The organism is Haladaptatus sp. R4, assembly GCF_001625445.1.
Taxonomy (GTDB): domain Archaea; phylum Halobacteriota; class Halobacteria; order Halobacteriales; family Haladaptataceae; genus Haladaptatus.
Genome location: NZ_LWHG01000019.1, coordinates 1 through 993, shown reverse-complemented (window position 1 = coordinate 993; position 993 = coordinate 1). Strand labels below are relative to the sequence as shown.

The 993-nt window shown below is 61.0% G+C and carries 1 protein-coding gene; it reads right to left on the bottom strand.

The annotated features are described in order from the left end of the window. Positions 1–949, bottom strand: a 949-nt coding sequence (locus A4G99_RS09420) for an ABC transporter ATP-binding protein (RefSeq protein WP_394337447.1), incomplete at its 3' end; no start/stop codon positions are given. Positions 950–993 lie beyond the last annotated feature (44 nt).

Below are 993 nucleotides of genomic sequence, written 5' to 3'. Positions count from 1 at the left end.
CGAACGGCGGGTCGGTCTGCACGCACTCGTCGGTCGCGAGCGGACAGCGCGGGTGGTAGGCACACCCCTTCGGCACGTTGATCGGCGCGGGACTCTGTCCCGCGATAGGCCGCATCTCTTCGAGCGGCGCGTTCAGACTCGGCGTCGAATTCAACAGCGCCCGCGTGTACGGATGAGCCGCATCATTGACGATCTCCTCGGAAGGGCCGACTTCCGCCAAATCGAAGGCGTACATCACGGCGAGGCGGTCGGCCAACGCGGCGACGAGCGGCAGGTCGTGGGTGATGAACACCATCGTCAGATCGTATTTCTCCTGGAGTTCTTTGAGCAGGATCAGGATCGACTGCTGCATCAGCAGGTCCAGCGCCGCCGTCGGTTCGTCCATCACCAAGATGTCCGGGTCCAACACCAGCGACAGTGCGATCAGCGCCCGCTGTTGCATCCCGCCCGACAGTTCGTGCGGGTACGACGACAGCACGCGGTCAGCATCGAGGTACAGTTCCGCGAGCAATTCTCGCGCGCGGTCCATTCCCTCGGTGCGGTCAGCGTCGTGCGCGTCCAACGTATCGTAGAAGTGGTCCTCGATTTTCATTGTCGGATTGAACGAACTCATCGCGCCCTGGAACACCATCGAAATCTGCTCCCAGCGCATCGAGCGCAACTCTTCCTGCGAGAGTTCGAGGACGTTGACCTCCTCGCCGTCTTCCGGCCGGTAAATCACTTCGCCCTGAAGCAATCCGGGATCGGGAATGGCGTCGAGGATCGTCTCGGCGAACATCGATTTGCCCGACCCGCTTTCGCCGACCACGCCGACGATTTCGTTGCGCTGGATGTCGAGGCTCACATCGTTCAGGACGTACGATTTGCCCTCGTCGTAGGTCACCGACGCGTTCCGAATGCTCAGGATCGGGTCCGATACCTCCGTGACTGTTTCCTGTTGTTGTGACATCATGCTTAGAGCACCTCCGTGCTATCCTCGGATTCTTCCAGCGT